This window comes from Flavobacterium jumunjinense (genome assembly GCF_021650975.2).
Classification (GTDB): domain Bacteria; phylum Bacteroidota; class Bacteroidia; order Flavobacteriales; family Flavobacteriaceae; genus Flavobacterium; species Flavobacterium jumunjinense.
On the sequence record NZ_CP091285.1, the window covers coordinates 3,344,319 to 3,362,137 of the forward strand.

At 31.1% G+C, this 17,819-nt stretch carries 12 protein-coding genes and 6 tRNA genes; 10 read left to right on the forward strand and 8 right to left on the reverse strand.

Features of this window, described 5'->3' with window-relative positions; all coding sequences use genetic code 11:
• Nucleotides 1-62 precede the first annotated feature (62 nt).
• Together rimK and L2Z92_RS15100 are read right to left on the reverse strand one after the other, a co-directional pair.
• On the reverse strand, nt 63-1,430 hold the full coding sequence (rimK, locus tag L2Z92_RS15095; RefSeq protein WP_236455138.1) for a 30S ribosomal protein S6--L-glutamate ligase: 1,368 nt from the start codon (nt 1,428-1,430) through the stop codon (nt 63-65).
• Between the two features lie 68 nt (nt 1,431-1,498).
• The gene (locus L2Z92_RS15100) at nt 1,499-4,045 is read right to left on the reverse strand and encodes an ATP-dependent Clp protease ATP-binding subunit (protein WP_236455140.1); all 2,547 of its coding nucleotides are present in this window, start codon (nt 4,043-4,045) and stop codon (nt 1,499-1,501) included.
• Nucleotides 4,046-4,302: 257 nt separating this feature from the next.
• On the opposite strand from L2Z92_RS15100, the gene gyrA reads away from it, so the two are divergent.
• Both gyrA and L2Z92_RS15110 read left to right on the forward strand, forming a co-directional pair.
• Nucleotides 4,303-6,846: a DNA gyrase subunit A gene (gene gyrA, locus L2Z92_RS15105; RefSeq protein WP_236455142.1), complete on the forward strand. Its 2,544-nt coding sequence runs from the start codon at nt 4,303-4,305 to the stop codon at nt 6,844-6,846.
• 70 nt (nt 6,847-6,916) lie between these two features.
• Entirely contained in the window at nt 6,917-8,017 is a 1,101-nt protein-coding gene (locus L2Z92_RS15110; protein ID WP_236455144.1) for a tetratricopeptide repeat protein, read from the forward strand.
• 38 nt (nt 8,018-8,055) lie between these two features.
• Here the strand turns inward: L2Z92_RS15110 and L2Z92_RS15115 are convergent, their stop codons facing one another.
• Both L2Z92_RS15115 and L2Z92_RS15120 read right to left on the reverse strand, forming a co-directional pair.
• Nucleotides 8,056-8,817 carry a C40 family peptidase gene (locus L2Z92_RS15115; protein WP_236455146.1) on the reverse strand — a complete coding sequence of 254 codons (762 nt, stop codon included), beginning with the start codon at nt 8,815-8,817 and terminating at the stop codon, nt 8,056-8,058.
• Nucleotides 8,818-8,846: 29 nt separating this feature from the next.
• Nucleotides 8,847-10,025: an acetyl-CoA C-acyltransferase gene (locus L2Z92_RS15120; RefSeq protein ID WP_236455148.1), complete on the reverse strand. Its 1,179-nt coding sequence runs from the start codon at nt 10,023-10,025 to the stop codon at nt 8,847-8,849.
• Between the two features lie 257 nt (nt 10,026-10,282).
• Here L2Z92_RS15120 and L2Z92_RS15125 point away from each other — a divergent pair.
• From L2Z92_RS15125 to L2Z92_RS15150, 6 genes are all read left to right on the forward strand, one after another.
• A tRNA-Ser gene (locus tag L2Z92_RS15125) sits at nt 10,283-10,366 on the forward strand.
• A 9-nt stretch (nt 10,367-10,375) separates the two neighbouring features.
• Nucleotides 10,376-10,450, forward strand: a tRNA-Pro gene (locus L2Z92_RS15130).
• A 14-nt stretch (nt 10,451-10,464) separates the two neighbouring features.
• Nucleotides 10,465-10,538 (forward strand) — tRNA-Arg (locus L2Z92_RS15135).
• Nucleotides 10,539-10,670: 132 nt separating this feature from the next.
• A tRNA-Ser gene (locus L2Z92_RS15140) sits at nt 10,671-10,754 on the forward strand.
• A gap of 9 nt (nt 10,755-10,763) precedes the next feature.
• Nucleotides 10,764-10,838: transfer RNA gene (locus L2Z92_RS15145), tRNA-Pro, on the forward strand.
• A gap of 14 nt (nt 10,839-10,852) precedes the next feature.
• Nucleotides 10,853-10,926: transfer RNA gene (locus tag L2Z92_RS15150), tRNA-Arg, on the forward strand.
• 53 nt (nt 10,927-10,979) lie between these two features.
• Here the strand turns inward: L2Z92_RS15150 and L2Z92_RS15155 are convergent.
• Together L2Z92_RS15155 and L2Z92_RS15160 are read right to left on the reverse strand one after the other, a co-directional pair.
• Complete coding sequence (locus L2Z92_RS15155; RefSeq protein WP_236455150.1) at nt 10,980-11,399, reverse strand: thiol-disulfide oxidoreductase DCC family protein; 420 nt, start codon at nt 11,397-11,399, stop codon at nt 10,980-10,982.
• Between the two features lie 13 nt (nt 11,400-11,412).
• The gene (locus L2Z92_RS15160) at nt 11,413-13,581 is read right to left on the reverse strand and encodes an endonuclease MutS2 (protein ID WP_236455152.1); all 2,169 of its coding nucleotides are present in this window, start codon (nt 13,579-13,581) and stop codon (nt 11,413-11,415) included.
• Between the two features lie 77 nt (nt 13,582-13,658).
• Between L2Z92_RS15160 and ung the strand changes: the two genes are divergently transcribed.
• Nucleotides 13,659-14,327 carry a uracil-DNA glycosylase gene (ung, locus tag L2Z92_RS15165; RefSeq protein ID WP_236455154.1) on the forward strand — a complete coding sequence of 223 codons (669 nt, stop codon included), beginning with the start codon at nt 13,659-13,661 and terminating at the stop codon, nt 14,325-14,327.
• 189 nt (nt 14,328-14,516) lie between these two features.
• Here ung and L2Z92_RS15170 read toward each other — a convergent pair whose 3' ends face one another.
• Nucleotides 14,517-15,449 (reverse strand): transglutaminase, encoded by a 933-nt coding sequence (locus L2Z92_RS15170; RefSeq protein WP_236455155.1) that lies wholly within the window; start codon nt 15,447-15,449, stop codon nt 14,517-14,519.
• A gap of 30 nt (nt 15,450-15,479) precedes the next feature.
• Nucleotides 15,480-16,325, reverse strand: coding sequence for a substrate-binding domain-containing protein (locus L2Z92_RS15175; protein ID WP_236455157.1), 846 nt, complete (start codon nt 16,323-16,325; stop codon nt 15,480-15,482).
• Between the two features lie 365 nt (nt 16,326-16,690).
• On the opposite strand from L2Z92_RS15175, the gene L2Z92_RS15180 reads away from it, so the two are divergent.
• On the forward strand, nt 16,691-17,629 hold the full coding sequence (locus L2Z92_RS15180) for a hypothetical protein (protein ID WP_236455160.1): 939 nt from the start codon (nt 16,691-16,693) through the stop codon (nt 17,627-17,629).
• Nucleotides 17,630-17,819 lie beyond the last annotated feature (190 nt).

The following is a 17,819-nucleotide window of genomic DNA, read 5'->3' on the forward strand; positions in this document are numbered from 1 at the left end:
CATAACTTACTTTGTTTTAAAAATTATTAAAATAGTATTCAGTATATTTTTTTTTATTCTATTTATTTCCATTTGAAATTTTTCTCAATTGCTTTAATCATTTCTCCTGCAATATCTTTTTGCGTAGCTCCTTCAATGCCCTCAAGTCCTGGAGATGAGTTAACTTCTAACAATAATGGTCCTTTGCTAGAACGAATAATATCAACACCTGCAACTTTTAAGTCCATTGCTTTTGCGGCTCTAATTGCAATCTTTTTCTCTTCGGGTGTTACTTTTACAATAGAAGCAGTTCCTCCCATGTGAATATTAGCTCTAAATTCTCCTGGAGCTGCTTCTCTTTGCATTGAAGCGACTACTTTTCCGTCAACAACAAAAAGACGTAAATCTTTACCATTCGCTTCTTTGATGAATTCTTGAACTAAGATGTTAGCATTTAGACTTTTAAAAGCATTGATTACAGATTCTGCTGCTTTCTTAGTTTCTGCTAATACAACTCCTTTTCCTTGTGTACCTTCTAGTAATTTAACAATTAGCGGTGATCCACCAACCATTTTGATTAAATCATCTGTGTCTAATGGTGAATTTGCGAATCCAGTTGTTGGAATATCCACACCATTGTTTAAAAGTAACTGTAAAGAAAATAGTTTATCTCTAGATTGAGTAATTGCAGCTGCGTTATTCAATGCAAAAACTTTTAAAGCTTCAAATTGTCTTGTAAGAGCACAACCGTAATACGTCATACTAGGGCGAATTCTAGGAATTACTGCGTCAAAATCATTTAAAACTTTACCACCTCTGTAATGAATTTCAGGAGTGTTAGCATCTAACTTCATGTAGCAATACTTAAGATTTAGGAAATGCATTTCGTGTCCACGAAGTTCTCCTGCTTCAATTATTCTTTTGTTGCTATATAAATCTGGATTACTAGCAAGAAGTCCTATTCGTAATCCTTTCTTTATATTAGAATTATCATAATAAAACTCTTTAAGTTTTTCGTTGCTAGGTTGTCCAAGTACGTATTTTTTTTCAGGATCTACTAAAACCCTTCCAGACATAGCTTCTCTTCCTAGAAGCATCCTAAAGCCCATAGAATCTCTATTGGTCAAAGTAAGTTCTACTTCCCATTTTTTACCCCCCATTTCAACAGGAGTCTTAATAACGAATCTTTTTTCGCGAAAACCACTTGAGCTTTTAACAATTCTTTGATCAACTAATCTTGCTTCACAATGAATAACGGTTTTAGCATTATTCTGAATAGGGTTTATGTCAAATTTTACCCAATCTTCACTGTCTTTTTCAAAAGGTCTTATGCTTGTAGCATGTAGGGCTGATGTTTTTGCTCCTGAGTCAACACGTGCTTTGATTGTAGGAATCCCTAATGTAGGGAAAGAACACCATTCTTCACTACCAACTATTACTTTGTCTTGCATTTTATTTCGTAAAATTAAATCTAATGTAGTACTTTTTTTTGTTTATTTATTAAAGAAAAGAAAACCTACTAATTAGTAGGTTTTTCAGCTTTTTTTATTTCGATTATTAACTCGTTGGAGGTTTCGTCTAGATCCATAAAAATTTGATCTCCTTCTTGTATTTTTGAAGTTATTATTTCTTCAGCAAGAGCATCTTCTACATATTTTTGTATGGCTCTTTTTAGAGGTCTTGCTCCAAATTGTTTATCAAATCCTTTATCAGCAATATAATCTTTTGCTTTTTCAGAAAGTTTTAAGTTATATCCTAAATCTTTAACACGTAGGTATAATTTATCCATTTCTATATCAATAATTAGATTGATATCTTCTTTTTCTAATGTATTAAAGACTATTACATCATCAATTCTATTTAAAAATTCAGGAGCAAATGCTTTTTTTAATGCATTTTCAATAACACCTCTTGAATGTTCGTCTGCTTGATTTGTTCTAGCTGTTGTTCCAAAACCAACACCTTGTCCAAAATCTTTCAATTGTCTTGCACCAACATTAGAAGTCATAATAATGATAGTGTTTCTGAAATCTATTTTTCGTCCTAAACTATCTGTAAGATGACCGTCATCTAAAACCTGAAGCATCATATTAAATACATCTGGATGTGCTTTTTCAATTTCATCTAGTAAGACAACACAATATGGTTTTCTTCTCACTTTTTCGGTCAATTGTCCACCTTCTTCGTATCCTACGTAACCTGGAGGTGCTCCAACTAATCTAGATATTGCAAATTTCTCCATGTATTCACTCATGTCAACACGAACTAGTGCGTCTTCAGAATCGAAAAGTTCTTTAGCTAATACTTTAGCTAATTGTGTCTTTCCAACACCAGTTTGACCTAGGAATATGAATGAACCAATTGGCTTGTTTGGGTCTTTTAAACCTGCTCTATTTCTTTGAATTGCTTTTGCAATTTTTTCAACTGCAACGTTTTGTCCAATTACTTTACCTTTGATTAATTCAGGCAGTTTAGCTAATTTATTACTCTCAGTTTGTGCAATTCTATTCACAGGTATTCCTGTCATCATAGAAACAACATCGGCTACATTATCTTCAGTTACTGTAACACGATTGTTTTTTGCATCTTCTTCCCATTGTTCTTGAGCAATTGCTAAGTCTTTTTCAATGCGTTTTTCATCATCTCTTAATTTAGCAGCTTCTTCATACTTTTGTTTTTTAACAACAGTATTCTTTAATTCACGTACCTCTTCAAGTTGACGTTCTAATTCTAATATTTGCTTAGGAACATCAATATTTGTGATATGAACTCTAGATCCAGCTTCGTCTAAAGCATCAATAGCTTTGTCTGGAAGGAATCTTTCTGTCATATATCTGTTAGTAAGTTTAACGCATGCTTCAATAGCATCATCTGTATAGGTTACATTATGATGGTCTTCATACTTACCTTTGATGTTATTAAGAATGATGATTGTTTCATCTACAGAAGTAGGCTCGATAATTACCTTTTGAAAACGACGCTCTAGTGCACCATCTTTCTCTATGTATTGACGGTATTCATCTAAAGTTGTAGCTCCAACACATTGAATTTCTCCTCTTGCTAAAGCAGGTTTAAACATGTTAGATGCATCTAATGAACCTGTTGCTCCTCCAGCGCCAACTATAGTATGAATTTCATCTATGAAAAGAATAATATCCTCATTCTTTTCTAATTCATTCATAACTGCTTTCATTCTTTCTTCAAACTGTCCACGATATTTAGTTCCAGCTACTAAACTGGCTAAATCTAACGTTACTACACGTTTGTTAAAAAGAATTCTAGATACTTTTTTCTTAACAATTCTTAAAGCTAAACCTTCAGCTATTGCAGACTTTCCAACACCTGGTTCACCAATTAATAAAGGGTTGTTTTTCTTTCTTCTACTTAGAATTTGAGAAACTCGTTCAATTTCTTTTTCACGACCAACTACTGGGTCTAGTTTACCTTCTTCCGCCATTTCAGTCAAATCACGACCAAAATTATCTAAAACAGGAGTTTTTGATTTTTTATTCGCTTTGTTCCCAGCAGGTGGAGTATTAAAACCACTGTCTCTAGGGCTTTCTTCTTGACCAGCATCGTCGTTAAATTCAGCCTTTGGAAGATTTTCTATATAATCGTTTTCGTTTGTTATCATAGCTGTATATTGATCTTTTACAGATTCATAATCTATTTTTAATTTGTTTAACAATTTCGTAGTAGGATCATTCTCATTTCTTAATATACAAAGTAATAAATGAGCAGTACTAATAGAAGTGCTATTGTATAGTTTTGCTTCTAAAAAAGTTGTCTTTAAAGCCCTTTCTGCTTGTCGTGTTAAATGTAAATTCTTTTTATCATTGTTTTGTGTGCCTACTGGACTTGCAGGACTCAAAACCTCTACTTTTCTTCTTAAATGGTCGAAGTCAACAGTCAAATTGTTAAGTATAGCCATTGCTTTACCCTGACCTTCTCTAAGAAGGCCTAGCATTAAGTGTTCTGTGCCAATATAGTCATGTCCTAAACGTAAAGCTTCTTCTTTACTATAAGAAATAACGTCTTTTACTCTAGGTGAAAAATTATCGTCCATTTTATTCTAAGTTGTAGGTGTAAATATACTAAGATATGAGAGAATAAGCAAGAAATATGCCTATTTCAGATTCTATATGCTAATAGACAAAAAAAAAATGAAATAAAAAAATCTAAGAAGAAAGTTTTATAATGATTTTTTAATATTAAATTGTTAATAAATCTTTCAAATTTATCTATGAAATTTTAAAACAAAACTATAAAAAACCGTATCTTGGCACGTTTAATAAAAAGAATATAATTTTAATTTAAATACTTATGTCTGAAGGAGAAAAATTAATTCCTATTAACATTGAAGATGAAATGAAATCAGCCTACATTGATTATTCAATGTCGGTTATTGTATCAAGAGCGCTTCCAGATGTTAGAGACGGGTTAAAACCAGTACATCGAAGAGTATTATTTGGAATGCATGAGTTAGGGATTAGGTCTAACAGTGCTTATAAGAAATCAGCTAGAATTGTAGGAGAAGTTTTAGGTAAGTATCACCCACATGGAGATACATCTGTTTACGACGCAATGGTGCGTATGGCACAAGAATGGAGTTTACGTTATTTGCTGGTTGATGGACAGGGTAACTTTGGTTCAGTAGATGGAGATAGTCCAGCTGCAATGCGTTATACAGAAGCAAGAATGCGTAAGATATCGGAAGATATGTTAGCAGATATAGAAAAAGAAACAGTTGATTTTCAATTGAATTTTGATGACTCGTTAGAAGAACCTAAGGTGTTACCAACTAAAGTACCAACTTTATTAATTAATGGTGCTTCGGGTATTGCTGTAGGTATGGCAACAAATATGCCACCTCATAATATTTCTGAAGTAATTGATGGAACTTTAGCATATATTGATAACAATGATATTGAGATTGATGAGTTAATGCAACATATTAAAGCACCAGATTTTCCTACAGGAGGTATCATTTATGGATATGATGGTGTTAGAGAAGCTTTTAAAACAGGTAGAGGTCGCGTTGTGATGCGTGCAAAAGCAGGTTTTGAAGAGTCTAATGGTAGAGAGGCTATTATTGTTACAGAGATTCCTTACCAAGTGAATAAAGCCGATATGATTAAGAAAACGGCTGACTTGGTTAATGATAAGAGAATAGAGGGTATTGCTACAATTCGTGATGAATCGGATAGAAATGGTATGCGTATTGTTTACGAACTAAAGCGCGATGCTGTTCCTAATGTTGTTTTAAATACATTATATAAGTATACACAATTACAGTCTTCTTTTAGTGTGAATAATATTGCATTAGTAAAAGGAAGACCAGAAATGTTGAATCTAAAAGATTTAATTTTCCATTTCGTTGAACATCGTCATGAAGTAGTTATAAGAAGAGCTCAATATGAATTAAGAAAAGCAGAAGAAAGAGCACATATTTTAGAAGGATTAATTATAGCATCGGATAATATTGATGAAGTTATCGCGTTAATTAGATCATCTAAAGACGGTGAAGAAGCTAGAGGTAAGTTAATTGAAAGATTTAAGTTGTCAGAAATTCAAGCTAGAGCAATTGTCGAAATGCGTTTACGTCAGTTAACAGGTCTTGAGCAAGATAAGTTAAGAGCTGAATATGATGAAATAATGAAAGTTATTCAAGGTTTAAAAGAGTTATTAGCAAGTAAAGAATTGCGAATGGAACTTATTAAAACAGAATTAGCTGAAATTAAAGAAAAATACGGAGACGAAAGACGATCTAGAATTGAATATGCTGGTGGAGATGTAAGTATTGAAGATTTAATTGCTGATGAGCAAGTTGTAATTACAATTTCTCATGCTGGATATATTAAACGTACTTCTTTAACTGAGTATAAAACTCAAAATAGAGGAGGAGTAGGTCAGAAAAGTGCAGCGACAAGAGATCAAGATTTCTTAGAACATTTATTTGTGGCTACAAATCATCAATATTTGATGTATTTTACACAGAAAGGTAAGTGTTATTGGATGCGCGTTTTTGAAATCCCTGAAGGAACAAAAGCAAGTAAAGGTAGAGCTATTCAGAATTTGATTAATATTGAATCAGATGATAAGGTGAAAGCATTTATTTGTACACAAGACTTAAAAGATGAGGAATATATCAATAGTCATTATGTGATTATGGCTACTAAAAAAGGTCAAGTAAAGAAAACGCCTTTAGAGCAATATTCTCGTCCGCGTCAAAATGGAATTAATGCTATAACGATTAAAGATGGAGACGAATTATTAGAGGCTAAATTAACCAATGGTAATAGTCAAGTTTTAATTGCTGTTAAATCAGGTAAACTTGTCCGTTTTGAGGAAAGTAAGACAAGACCAATGGGAAGAACAGCTTCTGGTGTTCGTGGTATTACATTAGCAAATGAGAATGATGAAGTAATCGGAATGGTTTCAGTTGATGAAAATGCAGTTAACGAATCTCAAATTTTAGTTGTAACTGAAAATGGATATGGTAAGCGTACTAAGATTGAAGATGAAGGTGAGCCAGTTTATAGAATTACAAATAGAGGTGGAAAAGGAGTTAAAACATTAAATATTACAGAAAAAACAGGTGCTTTAGTTTCTATTAATTATGTTACAGATGCAGATGATCTTATGATTATTAATAAATCTGGATTAACTATTAGAATGGATGTTTCAGACTTGAGAGTAATGGGAAGAGCTACTCAAGGAGTTCGACTAATCAATATTAAAGGTAAAGATTCTATTGCTGCCGTAACAAAGGTGTTAAGAGAGGAAGAACCTGGTATTATTGATGAAGAAGGCGAAATCAATGGCACGGAATTTGATTCAACAGATACAGTTGAAAACAATGATTAATAAATTAAATATAGCCCAAAATTAGTTTTGGGCTTTATTTTGAAGCAACAAATAAAAATAATTTAACAAAATGAGATCAATTTTTTTAGGAGTAGCACTGCTATTAACTACAGCTACTTTTGCGCAGAAGGACGAATTAAAAACATTAAAGAAAATTTATTCTAAGGATAAAGTTTCTGAGAGAGATTTAGAAAAGTATAATGTTGCTATGATATCTTTGGAATATCTAGCAAAAGAAAAAACAGATAAAGCTTATTCTGTTTTTTATAAAACTGCTTATCCAATTGTAGAATTTACTTCAAAAGGAGAGAGTGCTACAATGGATGATAAAATGCGATTGTTAACTCAGGATTATATTCAAAAATATGGGAATGCTTTGAATGGAGTTATTGCAATTGAACAAAAAGAGCAAGATAAAGACTACTATGAATTATTATTAATTCAAAAAAGAATTGCTGCTAATTTGATTACTGATTTGGCATATAAGTTTAATGAGCAAAAAAAGTTCAAAGAAGCTAGTGAAATGTTTTATAATTTATATCTTTTTGACAAAGAGACTAAAGGTAGATCTTTAGAGAATGCAGCAATTACATCTTTTCAGTCGGAAGATTATAAATTAGCAGAAAAAAGATATAAAGAGTTATTAAATAGTGATTATTTGAATAATGGTGTAGAATATTATGCTAAAAGTATAGCTAATGATAGTGATGCTTATTTTGAAACTAAGGAGGAGAGATTGAAATCAATTGGTACTGGTTTGTATGCTAATCCAAGAGATGTCAAAATGATTACTAAAAAACCAGGTTTCTATAGAACTTACGCTGCTTTAGTTTTGGAAAATGGAGATGCTGAAAAAGCTAAAAAAGTATTTGCTGAAGCAAGAAATATGTTTCCTGATGATGCTGACTTGAAAGCAGATGAAGCAAAATTTTATTATAATTTAGGTTTTAATGAGTTAAAAGAAGATAAAGTAATAGTTGATGAGATTAACGCAAATCTTGATAATAGGGATACGTATGATAAGCTTATGATTAGGAGGAGAGCTATATTTAAAAAAGCATTACCTTTCTTTGAAAAAGCTTATGAAATTATGCCATCAGATGGAGATTCTAAGAAATTAATGAATATGTGTTATGATGTTTTAGATATGAAAGACAAAATAATCAAATAGATATAAAAAAGCTCCGAAAAATTTCGGAGCTTTTTTATTTAAATAATTTTTTTAATTACTCTTAATTTATGAGTGTGTCGATTGGTTTCTGCATTATAAATTCCTAAATGATCTAATCTATCGATTCTTACTTTTCCTGATGCATGGATAATATAATTGTTTTCCATCATAATTCCAACATGAGTAATGTTGCCTTCTTCATTGTCAAAAAAAGCTAAATCTCCAGGTTCACTTTCTTCAATGAAACTTAAGGCTTCGCCTTGGGTACATTGTTGAGAAGCGTCTCTAAGAATTTTATATCCATTCAACTTGTAAACCATTTGAGTGAAACCAGAACAGTCAATTCCAAATGGTGTTTTTCCGCCCCATAAATAAGGAGTGTTTAAATACATTAACGCAGTTGTAATGATATTTGATTTGTTTTTTATACCAGATACCTTTAAACCGTCAAATATACCGAATTCTTTTATTGTTTTGTTTTCAATAAAAGAAATGCAACTACCTAGCGGTATAGGTATTAATTGATTGTTAGCTGTACTTATGTATTCAATTAAATCTCCATTAAGTATAATTTCGTTATCTTCAATAGAGTTGTATTGCTCTTCATTAATGTAAATGAATTGTTTATTATCAATCCAACCTTCGTAATTGTCGAATGCTGTAGTAATTTTGGTCCATTTGTTATCCATTTGTTCCAAAATTTTGAAATGATCACCAAATAGTAACTGCGAAACCTGTTCGCTTCTATCTGAAGGCTCAAGTCGAATCGGTACAATTGCTAAGTTAGAAATTCCAAACATTTAATGAAAGTGTGTGTTAATATTATGTTTTATGCTTTTTCAATTACAATAGCAGAAGCACCACCTCCACCATTACAAATTGCAGCAGCACCTAATTTCGCATTATTTTGGTTAAGTACATTTAATAAAGTTACAATAATTCTTGCACCAGAACACCCTAGTGGATGACCTAATGAAACAGCACCACCGTTAACATTTATTTTGTTGTTGTCTAAGCCTAGTATTTTAGCATTAGCTAAACTAACAACAGAAAAAGCTTCATTAAATTCAAAAAATTCGATATCTGAAAGTGAAAGATTTGCTTTTTCTAAAGCTTTAGGAAGTGCTTTAGATGGAGCGGTAGTGAACCACTTTGGTTCATGTGCAGCATCTGCATATGATTTTATGTATGCTAATGGTTTTAATCCTAAAGCATTTGCTTTTTCTTCACTCATTAGGACTAATGCCGCCGCCCCATCATTAATTGTTGAAGCATTTGCTGCTGTTACTGTTCCTTCTTTTGTGAATACCGCAGATAAAGCTGGAATTTTCTCTAACTTGACATTAGTGTGCTCTTCATCTTTTGAAATAATAATTGCATCACCACGTCTTTGTGGAACTTCTACAGGAACAATTTCAGAATCATATTTTCCAGCATCCCAAGCTGCAGCAGATCTTTTGTATGATTGAATAGCGAAATTATCTTGATCTTCTCTAGTGATTTTGTGTTCTGTAGCACATAAATCAGCAGCAACACCCATAGCATTGTTGTCATATGCATCAATTAAACCGTCTTTTTGCATTCCGTCTACAAGAGAGGTTGGTCCGAATTTTACTCCATTTCTCATGTGAACATAGTGAGGTATTAAGCTCATGTTTTCCATTCCTCCAGCAACTACTACATCAGCATCACCACACATGATTGCTTGTGCTCCTTGCATAACAGCTTTCATACCGCTTGCGCAAACTTTATTAATTGTTGTACATGGTACAGTATCTGGTATACCTGCATAAATAGCTGCTTGTCTAGCCGGAGCTTGCCCATTTCCTGCTTGAACAACATTTCCCATTAAAACTTCATCTACCTCTTTTGGATCAAGGTTAATTTTGTCTAATGCACCTTTTATAGCAGTTGCACCTAATTTAGTTGCTGGTACACTTGATAATGCTCCCATGAAACTTCCAATAGGCGTTCTTACAGCAGAAACTATTACAACTTTTTTATTCATGATATATTTTTTTAAGATTGAATTGCGAATTTACTATTTTTATTGGTAATTATGAACGATTTTTCATTTTTGAATTAAAAAACTAGTTTATTAATAAGGATTTTACTTTGCTAAAAGAAAAAAGTTTTTTTGTATATAATTGATTAATAGATTTGTAAAAAAAAGATAACAGATTTATTGGGAAAATGTTGTGAAAAGTAATTTTATATCCTACATTTGCAATCGCAAAAAAGGATAAGTTCTTTGCTGATTAATTTGGAGAGGTGCCGGAGTGGTAACGGAGCAGATTGCTAATCTGTCGACGGGCAACCGTCGCCAGGGTTCGAGTCCCTGTCTCTCCGCTTAATTTTCGGGGTGTAGCGTAGCCCGGTCATCGCGCCTGCTTTGGGAGCAGGAGGTCGCAGGTTCGAATCCTGCCACCCCGACGGAAATTAATAATGGTTGCGTAGCTCAGCTGGATAGAGCAACTCACTTCTAATGAGTAGGTCCCAGGTTCGAATCCTGGCGCGATCACTAAAGCCTTGAATTCAAGGCTTTTTTTAAATTCTTTTTTGGTTTTATATTGATAAGATATAGTTGTAAAAAGAAATTAAATGTTGTACGTTTGCAAACGCAAAAGAAGACAAGTTTTTTATTGATTAATTTGGAGAGGTGCCGGAGTGGTAACGGAGCAGATTGCTAATCTGTCGACGGGCAACCGTCGCCAGGGTTCGAGTCCCTGTCTCTCCGCTTAATTTTCGGGGTGTAGCGTAGCCCGGTCATCGCGCCTGCTTTGGGAGCAGGAGGTCGCAGGTTCGAATCCTGCCACCCCGACGGAAATTAATAATGGTTGCGTAGCTCAGCTGGATAGAGCAACTCACTTCTAATGAGTAGGTCCCAGGTTCGAATCCTGGCGCGATCACAAAAAAAAAAACCTTGCAAACGCAAGGCTTTTTTTTGTATATTAAGTGTTTTTTATAAAAATTTTGATTTCAATTCAGGTGTTGGTATCATGCAGGAATCTTTCTTTCCATACCATTTATACCTATTTTTCGCAATATAATCGTAAACCATATTTTTTAATCCTTTAGGTAGGAAATTAAAGTAGCTAATTAATTTATAAACTCCTTTTAGATTTCTTGCAATTAATAGTGCTGCTTCAGCTTTATGGTAATAAGCAACTCCTGGTTCATATAATATAATTGAGTCTATTAATTTAGTGTCAATATTAATGTGATGAATTATCTCTTGACCTAATTCAGATTGTATTGCTGTGAATCGAAAAACATCTTTTGAATCGTTTTTTATAATAAATTGTACAGAAGAATCACAAAGATTACAAACACCATCAAATAGTATTATTTTTTTATTTTTTGGTAAATTATCTAAACTCATAATCTTTTTTGTTTTATAAAGGTTGTATGTATTCTAACTGATCTAGGCTAACTTTAGAAGTAAAGATACCGTAATTTACAAAAGCTTTGTTTTTTTCAATCTTTTCAATTGTTCCTATTGCTTTCCCATCATTCATCCTAACTCTGTCTCCAGTTTTCAAGTCTACTTTTGGTTTATTTTCTTCAGTTTTTAAAGCTTTTATTTTCTTTTCTTTTTTCTCAACTCTAATCTCTTCTACTTTTTCTTCAACTTCTGCTATAATTTTCTTTTCAATCTTTTCTTTTTCTTTTTTCTCTTTTACTGTGACTTTTTTTCTCTTTGAATTTTCAATCTCTACTATTTTTAAGAATTCGCCAATTAAAAGTTTTTTGTCTTTATTGTTGAAATACTTTTCCGAAATATCGTCTAAACGTTGGCCTAAGTGAATTAGACGTTGATTACTATCATATAGTTCTTGATAACGCTCTAATTTGTCTTGAATTTTAGCGTTGATACTGCCCATTTTTTTGCTTTCTTCCCGTGCTCTAGATTCTTCTTCTTTTAGATTTTGAGATGTTTTTTCGAGTTTAGAACGTTCTTTTTGAAGTGTAGCTATGGTTTTGTCAAAACGAACTTTACTTCGCTCAATTTTCTTTTTTGCGCGATTAATTAAACCAAACGGAATTCCATTTTTTTGAGCGACTTCAAATGTAAATGAGCTACCAGCCTGACCTAAATGTAACTTATACATTGGTTCAAGTGTTTTTTCATCGAAAAGCATGTTTGCATTGATTGCATATGGCAATTCGTTGGCTAATATTTTTAAGTTCGTATAATGTGTTGTGATGATTCCAAATGCTTCACGTTCATAGAATTCTTCAAGAAATATTTCTGCTAAGGCTCCACCGAGTTCCGGATCAGAACCTGTACCAAATTCATCAATTAAAAATAATGTTTTTGCATTGCACTTTTTTAAGAAATAGTTCATGTTTTTTAAACGATAACTATAGGTACTAAGTTGATTTTCAATTGATTGATTGTCTCCAATATCTGTTAGTATTCTGTCAAATAAAAAGGTCTCACTTCTTTCATGTACTGGAATTAGTATTCCAGATTGAAGCATTAATTGAAGTAATCCAATTGTTTTTAAAGAGATAGTTTTTCCTCCTGCATTTGGTCCAGATATAACAATTATTCTACTTTCATTATCTAATTCAATTGTTTGAGGATGAACAATTTCATTTTTTGCTTTATTGTTTAGATATAGAATAGGATGGTAAGCTTCTCTAAAATAAAGATGTTTTTCATTAGTAATTTTGGGTAAAATCCCATTTATAGCATTGGCATATTTTGCTTTTGCAGCAATAACATCAATGTCACTCAAAAACTCTTGATATTCTCCTAGAAGCGACTTGAAAGGTCTTATTGAGTTAGATAGTTGTTTTAAAATGCGAATAATTTCTTCTCTTTCATCTTGTTCTAGTTCACCTAATTCTCTAGAATAGCGAAGTGTTGCCTCAGGTTCGATGTAAACGATACTACCTGTTTTGGAGCTACCTAGAACAGAGCCTTTTACTTTTTTACGATTCATTGCTAAAACCGCAAGAACTCTTCTGTTTTCTACAACAGTTTCCTTTATATCGTCTAAGTAACCAGATGAATTATATTGTGAAAGCGCAAATCCAAAACTTTGGTTTATTTTTCCACGTACTAATTGCATACTACGTCTTATATTTACTAAATCGGGTGATGCGCTATCTTTAATTTCACCATATTTATCAAAAACGAAATCAATCGCTTTATTAATTTCTTTTGTGCATTCAATTTCTAATCCTTTTCTATTTAAATGAGGATAATAATCGTTGAATTTTCTTAAAAATTGTAATAATGTGTTTGCCGTTTCTGCAACATGTGCAATTTTTTTAAAACCGTTCACATCTAAAAAACTATCCTCAATACCTAAAAATTTAATTTCTTTAGTTATAGGTTCGAAACCATGATTTGGGACTGCATTATTATTTGAAAAAGAGGAAACATATTCGGAAGTCTGACTTAATGCTTCTTTGAGTGTTATTTCATCTTTAAACGGTTCAATTTTATTGGCTTTTTCTTGACCTATTTCGGTATTACATTTACTAGAAATAGTTTCTAAAACTGTATGAAATTCTAAATCTTGTAATGTCTTGTTAGTAACTGAAATCATTCTTTTATTATCGATTTTACATGCAAATTTACGTTGTATTGCGCTATAAATTTATAATTTTGGTAAAATTTTATATTATGTTGATGAAATTGGAAAAATCTTGGAAGAAAATTTTAAAAAAAGAAATTGAGGATGACTATTTTAAAGCTTTATTGGATACACTTGAAGAAGAGTATTTGAATCAAATTTGTTTTCCACCAAAAGATTTGATTTTTAATGCTTTTAATCAATGCTCCTTTGAAAAAACTAAGGTTGTTGTTTTAGGACAAGATCCATATCATGGAGAAGGAGAAGCAAATGGTTTGGCTTTTTCGGTTAATGATGGTATTAAAATTCCTCCTTCATTAAGAAATATTTATAGAGAAATTAATGCAGATTTTGATACGATTTTTGAACCTAATTCAGGTAATTTAGAGCGTTGGTCAAAGCAAGGAGTTTTGCTTTTGAATGCAACTTTGTCCGTAAGAAAAGATTCACCTAATAGTCATAAACATTTAAAATGGCAACAATTTACGGATGCTGTAATTCAATTGTTGTCCAATGAAAAAGAACATTTAGTTTTTCTGCTTTGGGGTGCTTTTGCTCAAAAGAAAGGTAAGTTTATTGATGAAAATAAACATTTAATTTTAACGTCAGGACATCCTTCTCCAATGAGTGCAAATCAAGGAAAATGGTTTGGAAATAAACACTTTAGTCAAGTGAATACTTATTTAGAACAAATTGGAAAAGAACAAATTGAATGGTAGAAAAATTTATAGCTGTGTCCTAATTGTTCTTGTAAATTTCTCTTTTTCTCTAATTGTTTTATTTTCATAACTTTTTTTAAGTTCTTTAAGTTTGTGGAAAAAAAACATTTTTTTTATTAGGTATTCAACATTAAAAAGACTGTTTTTTGTAACTAGTAATATATTGTTGAACTAATTACTCATTAAGACTTAGTTAAAAGTAAGTTCTCCTAATATTTCATCCTTCATAAATGGTCCACCTGGGTATTTGGCAGTATAATCTAAATTCATCCAAATTTGACCTCTCTCATCAATATGATAATGAATTTGTTGGTTTTTACTTTCGTCTTTAAATAAGACTTCTTTAATTAGATAAATAGCAGATTCTAAATCATTTTTGTTACCTATTAACATTTCAGGATATAAATGACCACCAGTATGAATGATTCGTGGAGTTCCACCAATTGCTTTTATACATGCAGACATTAGTATGGCATGATCATCACAATCTCCAGAAAAATGCTGAAGACTTTCCGATGCATAAGCAATATATTCTCTCCCTTTAGGATCGCTAACATAGTTCCAGTTGTTTTTTATCTCTTTAAAAACAGCAAAACATTGAATTAGTGTTCTGTTCTTGTTGTTTTTTTTAATGTCTTTAAAATGCTTTGTTGTTGCGTATAGTGCAAAATTTCTAACTTTAGGGTTTGTGAAATTTACAGCATCTATAGTTTTGGATTTATTTGGGAATGGTAATAATTTTGAAATTATTAAATCTTGAGGTTTTGGATTATCACTCATTGCATAAATCATATAGCGATAATCTTCATATACTCTTTGAAAACCATAACTTCCAAAGAGGGTACCATATATTAAAGAGATTAAATATATGAAAATACAGAGTATAATTATTGTTTTTAATAATTGAAGAATGATTTGTATTATAGTAACTATTATTAGAAACAATAAAATTCTGTCTAAATTATAGACCCAATTTAATTCTATAAAATTTTGATGACCTATTAAAAATACAGGAATTGCAATTAGAATATTCAATAAAAAAATGATAATAATGTCCCATGGCTTTGGTAGAGAAAGCTTTTCTTTTAGATTTGAAAAAGTTAGGAAATTTTTAGCTATCATTTATTCTTTTAAAACGATAAAATTAAGTATTTATTTAACGATCATTTCAAAAGGGACGATTTTTTCAATAATTTTTAACGTATGCAATTGGTTTTGTACTTTTTCTAGCGTTTTTTTGTCAATTTGTTTTTGCGACCAGTTGGTCATTGAAAGCCATTCTTGAATATCTTCTAATTTTTGGTTGTATTTTGATGCAAGTGTTCTGTCAATACTAGGAATTTGTTTGAACTCTTCAGTAGTAGCATTAATAATTTCTAAAATTTGCTCAATAATGTATGGGTCATTATCTAAGACTTCATCTCTAACTGCAATAACAAAACAAGGCCATGGAGTAGGGCATTCTTCTATTTTTCTAAAAATACCCTTGTCTACTAAGGGTTTTGTCATGAAACGTTCCCACATGAAATAATCGGCTTTTTCATTAGATAAAGCATCAACCGCACCATCTATAGTATTTACAATTTCAAATTCTAATTTGGTTGTGTCCCAATTATTATTTTGTGCATTCACATAGCTCATTAAATGTGAACCAGAACCATAACGTGAAATTGCTGCTTTTTTATCTTTTAAATCTGATATCGATTTATAACTTGAATTTGCAGCAACATGTACTCCCCAAATTAATGGAGTTTTAACATATACTTGTACTATTTTACATGAATTACCAGCAGTGATATCTTTAACAATTCCTTCTGTAAGAATAACAGCAATATCAGTTTCTCCATCTCTAAGCATTTGACACATTTTTCCTGTTCCTTCTGGTACATCTGTCCATTGTAAATCAATACCAGCTTCTTCAAATTCTCCATCATCAATGCAAAAATGCCATGGTAGATTAAAGTGTTCTGGTACTCCTGCTATTTTAATTGTTTTCATAATGAATAGTTTTGACTTTATAACTGTATGATATTACTTTTATTGTTTGTAATTCTTATAATCTGAGGAATAAAAAATAGTATGAGATAAAGTTTAATCTTTATCTTCTAATTTTTCCCAAAAATAAAACTTATTTAAGTTATAAAGGCTTTATTTCAGTATAATTTTTTTAGAACAAATGAGTAAAAAGTCATTCGTTTATTAATAGGAAAAGTTCACTTGTCGATATATATAGGTTTTTAACGATTTTATGTTAAAAAAAGCAATTAAAATGATTCGTTAGTCGTGAATCTTCTTATTTTTGGCTTTTTGAAATAAAAATGCTACGATTTTTAGCAATAATTTCGAGATTATACTGTTTAGCCATGATAAGAAAAAAAAATAAAACTGCTCCTTGGGCGTTAGCATTATCCCTTGTTACTTTTTTAACATTAGTATCTTTTTTATTATTAAGTTATACTAATGTAGGAAGTTATTTTAGTTTTTTAAACATGAGAACTGATTTAGAGAAATCCTATGAAAAAATAGATAAATTGATTGTTGAAAAAGATTTTTTAATGAAGCAGTTAAAAGTTGAATTAGAAGAATCTAAAGAATTAAAATATGAGAATAATCTATTATTGATTGAATTAGAGTTCAAAAATAAGAAGATTGATTCGTTAGAGAAAAATGTTCGCAATCTTGAATATTTAAGAGCACAACTTTCATTGGCTATACAAAAACAAAAAGGAATTATTAAATCGAAAGGTTCTTCTCCAGTAATTGAAAAAGAGGTTAAAGAAACAACTAAAAATAATGATATAATTGCTGATAAGTCTAGAAAAAAAGATTCTTTAAATGAAAGAAAGGGAACAAAGAAAATACCATTAGAGGAAAGTTCTCCAATTCAAGATATTGTTAAAGATGAATATGATGAGATTAGATTATTGAATTTAGATATAAAAACAACTTATTCTAAAGGTGCTGACTTTGTAAAAGAAACTACTAATGCAGACAAAGTAAATACTATTGAAATTGAATATACGTTATATAAAGATAGAGATAGTAATAAGTCTACAAATCAATTTTTTATTCAAATATTTGACACCAATAATCAAAGTTTAGCAAACACCTATACTACTATGCTTAATGGTAAAGAGTTGATTTATAGTTTTGTATCTGATGTTGCTTGTGAAAAACTAGTTAATAAAGTTAAAGGTAAATATTCTGTAGGTGGGTTAAATCTACACGAAGGTATTTATTTCTTTAATATTTTTAGCAAAGATGGAAGGCTGCTTTCTTCTAGAAGTTTCAAATTAAATTAAGAAATCAAACTATAAAATGTCAATTATTTTATAGTTTGATTTCGTTCGTCGATATATTACTGTGTTTTAACGATATATATAGATTTTCTATCGAATTTATCTTTTACCTTAAATAATACATGCTACTTTTACAGTGTTGATTTGAAGTTCTATTGCTTTCTAGTTTGTAACTTTACATTTTTAAAATTTG